Here is a 7,439-nt window from a genome sequence, read left to right as displayed (position 1 = left end):
CCGCTCCAACTGCGCCAGCGCGGCGGGCCGGGCCGACATCCACTCAACAACCTGCTCCAGGGGGATTCCGCGTTCGCGGGCGTCGGTCCAAATCAGCGACAGGCCGAGCTGCAGTGAGGATACGCCTCCCCAAGCGGTGCCGAAATCGCCGGTCTCGAGGTTCTTCAGGTCCACGGTGCTGGGCGAGTGGTCCGAGACGATGCAGTCAATAATCCCGTCCTGCAGGCCTTGCCACAGCAGTTCGCGGTTGGCGCCTTCGCGGATCGGCGGGCAGCACTTGTGCGCGGTCGATCCCTGCGGGACATCTTCTGCGGTGAGCGTCAGGTAGTGCGGGCAGGTCTCAACGGTGAGCCGGACGCCGTCGGCCTTCGCTGCGGCGATCTGCGGCAGTGCGTCCGACGACGACAGGTGCAGCACATGCGCGCGGGCACCGGTGCGGCGGGCCCGCTCGATCACCTCTGCGATAGCCAGGTTCTCCGCGTCGCGGGGCCGGGAGGCGAGGAATGAGGCGTACTCGTTGCTGAACTCCTGCGGCGCCGTCTCAATCGTGTGCGCGTCCTCGGCGTGGACGATCATCAGCGAGTCGAATTTCTTCAACTCCGCCATGTCGGTTTCCATCTCGTCCGCTTCCAGCGCCGGGAACTCATCCACGCCCGAATGCAGCAGGAAGCACTTAAAGCCGAAGACGCCGTCGTCGTGCAGCTCGCGAAGGTCAGCCGTATTGCCCGGCACCGCGCCGCCCCAGAATCCAACGTCGACGAATGCCTGATCCTTCGCAACACTGCGCTTGACCTCGAGCGCCTCCCGGTTGACGGTCGGCGGGATGCTGTTCAGCGGCATATCGATGATGGTGGTGACACCGCCTGCCGCGGCGGCGCGGGTGGCGGAGGCGAAGCCTTCCCATTCGGTGCGGCCTGGTTCGTTCACGTGCACGTGGCTGTCGACCAGGCCGGGAATAAGCGTTTCATCCGGGGCAAGTTCGATGACTTCGAGACCCTGAAGGTTGGCGCCGAGCGGTTCCAGCGAGGCGATCACGCCGTCGCGGATTCCCACCTCCCAGGCTCCGGTTCCATCCGCAGTGAGGATCTTTTCGCCGCGGATCACCAGGTCGAAACTGGTCACGGCGCCGTTCGCGGATTCCTGCTGTCCAACCGTCTGCGTTGCGTCGTTGCCCCGTGTGGTCGTTTCAGTCGTGCTCATGAGATCCATCCTTATCGAATTCAATGTGTGCCTGCAGTCAATGTCCCGCACCGCGGCGGGTCGCTAGTGCATTCCCGGCGTCAGGCCGGCTTCGGCTTTCCCGCTGGATCCGGCTCCATCCCGCCCAATGAGTGCGGTGCCGATTTCCCGCCCCACCTGCTCGAGCAGCCCTGCAGCCTCTGTCATGCATTTTTGCACGTCCGGCTGCATATCGGTCAGCGCGAAAGTGCGTACAAAGCCTGCCACCTCAAGCTGCGCCGGGCTCAGTGGCGTGCGCCCGCAGACGGCCATCACCGGCACGCCGGCTGCAGCCGCGGCCTTAGCCACCCCGAGTGGCGTCTTACCGCCGAGGCTCTGTTCATCCAGGCTCCCTTCGCCGGTGATCACCATATCCGCGCCCTGCAGCTTGGCGGCGAGGCCGGTCAACCCGAGTACGACGTCGATCCCCGCCCGCCGCTGTGCGTTCAGTACCGCCATGGCGGCGTAGCCGACTCCCCCGGCGGCCCCCGCTCCGGGTGCGCTCAGGAGTTCGACGGCCAATGGTCCGGTGCCACGGGCGAGGACTCTGGCGAACTGGGCGAGGGCGGCGTCGAGCCCGGCGACATCATCCGCGGTGGCGCCCTTTTGTGGACCGAACACCGCCGCGGCTCCGTTGGCTCCCAGTAACGGATTGTCGACGTCGGCAGCCAGCGTGACCTCCACGTCCGCCAACCGCCGGTCCAGCCCGGAAAGATCTATCCGTGCCAGCGATGTCAACGCCGCGCCGCCGGGTGGCAGCTCGCGGCCATCGGCGTCGAGCATGATGGCGCCGAGCCCTGTCAGCAACCCCGCGCCGCCGTCGGTGCTGGCACTGCCGCCCACGCCCAGGACGATCCGGTTACAGCCGGCGTCCAGGCAGAACCGGATCAACTGTCCGGTGCCCAGGCTGGTGGCGTCGCGGGCCCGCAGGATTCCTCCCGGGAGCACCGAGAGTCCGGAGGCCACCGCCATTTCGACGACGGCTTCCCTGCCACGGACCGCGACGGGAGCCTGCAACGGCTGCCCGGTCGGTCCGGCGACAGTTACTTTATGGAGCGTGAACCCGGCGGCGACGGCGGCATCCAAGGTGCCTTCACCGCCGTCGGCCATTGGCGCCTTGTCCACGGTGATCGCTGGATAGGCCGCGAGCAGTCCGGTTTCAAGGCAGTCCGCGACCTGCGGCGCAGAGAGCGAACCCTTGAACTTATCCGGAGCAATGACGACGCGCATGGTGGTCCGCGCTTACGCCAGTGCGGAGATCGCGGTGGGCGCGTCGTCGGCGGAGACGGCCAGGTCCTCGAACTCGTTGATCGCGTCGATCCCGGCAGCACCCATCGAAATGTTGGTGATGCGCTCGAGGATGACCTCGACGACGACGGGAACCTTGTACTCGGCCATCAGTCCGCGGGCCTTCTCGAATGCGGCCTGCAGATCATCTGCTTCGCGGACACGGATAGCCTTGCAGCCCAGTCCTTCGGCGACCTTGACGTGGTCGACGCCGTAGCCCTCCAGCTCCGGCGAGTTCACGTTCTCGAAGTCGAGGGACACGTGGTAATCCATGTCGAACCCGCGCTGTGCCTGACGAATCAGACCCAGATAGGAGTTATTGACGACGACGTGGATGTACGGCAGGTTGAACTGCGCTCCGACGGCCAGTTCCTCGATCATGAACTGGAAGTCGTAGTCGCCGGACAGTGCCACGACGGAAGCCTCCGGATCCGCCCGGACGACGCCGAGAGCGGCAGGTGCCGTCCAGCCCAAGGGTCCGGCCTGGCCGCAGTTGATCCAGTTGCGCGGGTGGTAGACGTGCAGGAACTGCGCTCCGGCGATCTGCGACAGACCGATGGTGGAAACGTACCGGGTGTCCCGGCCAAAGGCCTCGTTCATCTCCTGGTACACGCGCTGCGGCTTGATCGGCACGTTGTCGAAGTTGGTCTTGCGCTGCATCGTCGACTTGCGGTGTGCACAATCCGCCGCCCAGCTCTTCCAGTCCGGCAGGCCCTTGCTGTTCTTGCGCTCCCGCGCCAGTTCAACCAGCCCGGTCAGGGCCGCACCGGCGTCGGACACAATGCCGAAGTCCGGGGCGAACACGCGGCCGATCTGTGTGGGCTCGATGTCGATGTGGACGAACTTGCGGTCCTTGGTGTAGACGTCGACGGCACCGGTGTGGCGGTTGGCCCAGCGGTTGCCGATGCCGATCACGAAGTCGGATTCGAGCATGGTGGCGTTGCCGTAGCGGTGCGAGGTCTGCAGTCCGACCATGCCGGCCATCAGCGGGTGGTCGTCCGGAATGGTGCCCCAGCCCATCAGGGTCGGGATGACCGGGATGTTCAGCAGTTCCGCCAGCTCGACCAGCTGGTCCGACGCGTCGGCGTTGATGATGCCGCCGCCGGCGACGATCAGCGGGCGCTCGGCCCCGGTCAGCATATCGAGGGCCTTCTCGAGTTGCTTGCGCGTCGCGGCGGGTTTGGAAACCTGCAGCGGCTCATAGGTATCCGGATCGAATTCGATCTCGGTCTGCTGAACGTCGATCGGCAGGTCGATCAGGACCGGGCCGGGACGTCCCGTGCGCATCTCGTAGAACGCCTTCTGGAAAGCGCCCGGAACCTGCGCGGCTTCGAGAACAGTCATCGCCATCTTGGTCACCGGCTTGGCGATCGAGGTGATGTCCACAGCCTGGAAGTCTTCCTTGTGCAGCTTGGCCACCGGTGCCTGGCCGGTGATGCACAGGATCGGGATCGAATCCGCCCAGGCGGAGTACAGACCGGTGATCATATCCGTGCCGGCGGGCCCGGAGGTACCGATGCAGATACCGATGTTGCCGGCCTTGGCGCGGGTGTAACCCTCGGCCATGTGTGAGGCACCTTCAACGTGGCGGGCCAGCACGTGGCGTATCCCGCCGTGGGCGCGCATCGCCGAGTAGAAGGGATTGATGGCGGCGCCGGGCAGGCCGAAAGCCTGGGTGGCGCCCTCCTTTTCCAGAATGGCAACTGCTGCGTCAACAGCACGCATCTTCGGCATGGGATTCTCCTTGGAAAGTAAAAGTTTGTTGGCTGAAATGCTTAGTCGTTGTCGCGGCCGGAGAGCTGTTCGACGAGCTTGAACAGACCGGAGTGGTCGAGGTCGCCGTCGCCCTGGTTGACCATCGAGCCGACCAGCTGGGCGACGACGGCGCCGAGCGGGATGGTGACGCCGGCTTCGCGGGCGGCGGAGGTGACGATATTCAGGTCCTTGTGGTGCAGCTTCAGCCGGAACCCAGGCTCGAAGGAGCGGTCCAGCATCTTCTGGCCCTTCTGGTCCAGCACCTTGGAGCCGGCAAGCCCCCCGCCGAGCACCTTCAGCGCCGCGGCGGTATCCACGCCGTAGGCTTCGAGGAAGACGACGGCCTCGCTCAGCGCCTGGATGTTGGCGGCGACGATGAGCTGGTTGGCTGCCTTGACGGTCTGACCGGAGCCGGCCGGGCCCACGTGCACAATGGTCTTGCCGACGGCGTCGAATACCTCGGACGCGGAGTCGAAGTCGGCCGCTTCACCGCCGACCATGATCGACAGCACGCCGTCGATGGCACCGGCTTCGCCGCCGGAGACCGGGGCGTCGAGCGGCTTGAGGCCGGCCTTGCGGGCGGACTCTGCCAGCTGAACGGCCACGTCCGGACGGATGGTGGAGAAGTCGATCCAGAGGGCGCCTTCGCGGGCGTTGGCGAAAACGCCGTCATCGCCGGTCACTACCGCTTCGACGTCGGGTGAGTCGGGGACCATGGTGATGACGACGTCGGCATCCTTCACCGCTTCGGCAACACTGGCCGCGCCCTTGCCGCCTTCGGCGACGAGCTTGTCGACCTTCTCCTGGCTCCGGTTGTAACCGGTGACCTGGTGGCCGGCCTTGACGAGGTTTTTCGCCATGGGAAGGCCCATGATTCCGAGTCCGATAACTGCAACGTTTGTCATTTTTCTAATCCTTTTCGAAGTGTCAGGTGCGCTTGCTTGGCGGCTGTGATGCCGGCGTCGGGCGCGGTGCTTACTTGGAGGTGGCTCCGGCGGCGGCCCAGTCGAACGCCGTGTCGGCGGGAGCCTTGTATTCGAGGCCGACGACGCCGGTGTAGCCGAGGTTGCGGCTGGTTTCGATCCACTCGCTGATCGGCAGTTCGCCGCTGCCCGGTTCTCCGCGGCCGGGAGCATCGGCAATCTGGATGTGGCCGAAGTCTGCGGCGTGGTTCTCGATCACCGCGGCAACGTCGTCGCCGTTGACCGCGAGGTGGAAGAAGTCCGCGAGGAGCTTGATGTTGGTGACGCCGCGGGCCTTGACCTTCTCGATCACCGCGAGCGCATCGGCGGCGGTCTTCAGCGGGTACTGCTCAGCACCGCTGACAGGCTCGACCAGCACGGTTCCGCCGATCGGAGCCACAGCTTCGGCAGCGAGGACAAGATTTTCGACGGCGATGGCGTCCTGCTCCTCTGGCGTGGAGTCGGCGACGCGGTTGCCGTACAGGGCGTTGAAGCCCTTGCAGCCCAAGCGTCCGCCAATGCCTGCGACGACGTCGAGGTTGTCGCGGAATTCCTGGCTGCGGGCCGGCCAGGACACGAGTCCGCGGTCTCCGCCCGGCATGTCGCCGGCGTTGAAGTTCAGGCCGGTCAGCTGGACGCCGGCGTCGGTGATGGCTTTTTCGAACGCGGCGATCTCGTCTGCGCCGGGGGTCGACGCAGGGAAGGGCCACCAGAACTCGACGGCGTCAAAGCCGGCCGCCTTGGCCGCTGCCGGGCGTTCCAGCAGGGGCAGCTCGGTGAGAAGAATGGAGCAGTTCACGGTGTAAGACATCAGTTCATCCTTGTTCGACTTAGCAGTTAGTTCCACATTGTGGAGTTTATCTTTTGCTTTATGAAAATTCTAGAGGGATCGAGGGAATGCGTCAACCGTTAATCAGCGGGATGCGGCAGAAGCAGCGCCCTTGCCTGTGGATACGCCACTATTTGGGACCCGCACAGCGTAGGGTCGTACTGGATATCCCGCCCGAGGAAGGAGACCGCGTGCCGTTTGTGCTTGCCCGCCTGGTCCGCCGACTCGGCCGCGCACGGACCTGGGCGCTGCCGGTTGTCATCATCGCCACGGTTTTCTTCACCAGCTGGCCGCTGATGATCTGGGCGGAGCCGTCCGGTAACGCCATCACATCTGTGGAGAACTACTGGTGGTGGTTCGTGGTCACTGCCTCCACCGTCGGCTACGGCGACTTCTTCCCTACTTCTTTTGGCGGCCACCTCGTCGGCGTCTACGTCATCGTCGGCGGCATCGTCACGCTGACCACACTCTTTACCAGGATCGCGACGGCGATCGAGAACGCGAAAGGACAGCGCATGAAGGGCCAACTCGACCTCGATCTGTCGGACCATCTGGTGATCGTCGGCTACACACCGGGACGCACCGAACGCCTGATCCAGGAGATCGCAGCCGATGGCACCCACCCGGTTGCGCTCTGCGCCTGGGAAGAAGTGGCACAGAATCCGCTGCCCGAACAACCGGATGTCGGCTTCGTCCGCGGCGACCTCACCGAGGAGGACGTGCTGCGGCGAGCCGGCGTCCACCGCGCGGCCCGGGTCCTGATCGATGCACGCGATGACAACGAGGCGCTCGCCCTCGCCGTAGCAGTAACGCATGTGAACCCGGAGGCGCACACCGTCGTGACCCTGCGCGACATGAGCCGCGCGCGGAACTTCTCCTATGTCGACGACGACGTCCGGTGCGTGCAGTGGCATTCGCCGCGGCTCGCCACCGAAGAACTGCAGGATCCTGGCATTGCGGTCATCTATGCCGACCTGATGTCCCACGGCGGCCGCAACACCTACAGCACTCCCCTGCCTTCGGCGCTCGCAAAGGTGGACTTCGGGCAGGTCCAGACGGCCATGGGACGCAGCTTCACCACTACGGTCATTGCCGTCCAGCACGACGGCGGGATACTCACCCCGGACTGGGAGACACCGCTGCCGGAAGGCTCCGTACTGTACTACGTCGGCGAGCGCAGACTCTCCGACGACGAGATCGCCGGCGCCCTCACGGGAGATCGTGCGCACTAGCTGGACGCATCCTCCGGGATCAAACGGCAGAGCCGGCCGCGACGCCCCGGCAGCGGCATAAATTCAGGGCCGAAACTGTCAGCAAACAGGTGTATCGTTGCTGACAAATCCATGGTTATGCCCGGCACGAGCCAGCAACGAGGAAGTGTTTTTCTT

At 65.2% G+C, this 7,439-nt stretch carries 5 protein-coding genes and 1 pseudogene; 1 reads left to right on the top strand and 5 read right to left on the bottom strand.

Features of this window, described 5'->3' with window-relative positions:
* The 5 genes and pseudogenes from allB to Y707_RS0121470 all read right to left on the bottom strand — a co-directional run.
* Window positions 1–1,200: allantoinase AllB (allB, locus tag Y707_RS28345; RefSeq protein WP_155853263.1), on the bottom strand; the 1,200-nt coding region annotated here is incomplete at its 3' end.
* Between the two features lie 63 nt (window positions 1,201–1,263).
* The gene (locus Y707_RS28340; protein ID WP_051442292.1) at window positions 1,264–2,448 is read right to left on the bottom strand and encodes a glycerate kinase; all 1,185 of its coding nucleotides are present in this window, start codon (window positions 2,446–2,448) and stop codon (window positions 1,264–1,266) included.
* Between the two features lie 12 nt (window positions 2,449–2,460).
* The gene (gcl, locus tag Y707_RS0121480) at window positions 2,461–4,239 is read right to left on the bottom strand and encodes a glyoxylate carboligase (protein ID WP_026536571.1); all 1,779 of its coding nucleotides are present in this window, start codon (window positions 4,237–4,239) and stop codon (window positions 2,461–2,463) included.
* Window positions 4,240–4,280: 41 nt separating this feature from the next.
* Window positions 4,281–5,396 carry a 2-hydroxy-3-oxopropionate reductase gene (locus tag Y707_RS0121475; RefSeq protein ID WP_333782873.1) on the bottom strand — a complete coding sequence of 372 codons (1,116 nt, stop codon included), beginning with the start codon at window positions 5,394–5,396 and terminating at the stop codon, window positions 4,281–4,283.
* Window positions 5,293–6,033, bottom strand: a pseudogene (locus Y707_RS0121470) (hydroxypyruvate isomerase family protein); the annotation flags it as partial. The pseudogene Y707_RS0121470 and the gene Y707_RS0121475, both read right to left, overlap by 104 nt.
* Before the next feature lie 209 nt (window positions 6,034–6,242).
* Here Y707_RS0121470 and Y707_RS0121465 point away from each other — a divergent pair.
* A complete protein-coding gene (locus Y707_RS0121465; protein WP_026536568.1) occupies window positions 6,243–7,283 on the top strand; it encodes an ion channel in 1,041 nt (346 codons plus the stop codon).
* Window positions 7,284–7,439: the final 156 nt, after the last annotated feature.

Origin of the sequence: Arthrobacter sp. H14, from assembly GCF_000520495.1 — a bacterium.
In the GTDB taxonomy this organism is placed as follows: Bacteria; Actinomycetota; Actinomycetes; order Actinomycetales; family Micrococcaceae; genus Arthrobacter_C.
Note: the sequence above shows the minus strand (reverse complement) of the source record. Positions and strands in the feature narration are given on the sequence as shown.

Coding starts and splice junctions, on each gene's coding strand:
- Y707_RS28340 (WP_051442292.1), bottom strand. CDS start 2,448: ATGCGCGTCGTCATTGCTCCGGATAAGTTCAAGGGTTCGCTCTCTGCG.
- Y707_RS0121475 (WP_333782873.1), bottom strand. CDS start 5,396: ATGCTCCCGGCCGCGGAGAACCGGGCAGCGGCGAACTGCCGATCAGCG.
- gcl (WP_026536571.1), bottom strand. CDS start 4,239: ATGCCGAAGATGCGTGCTGTTGACGCAGCAGTTGCCATTCTGGAAAAG.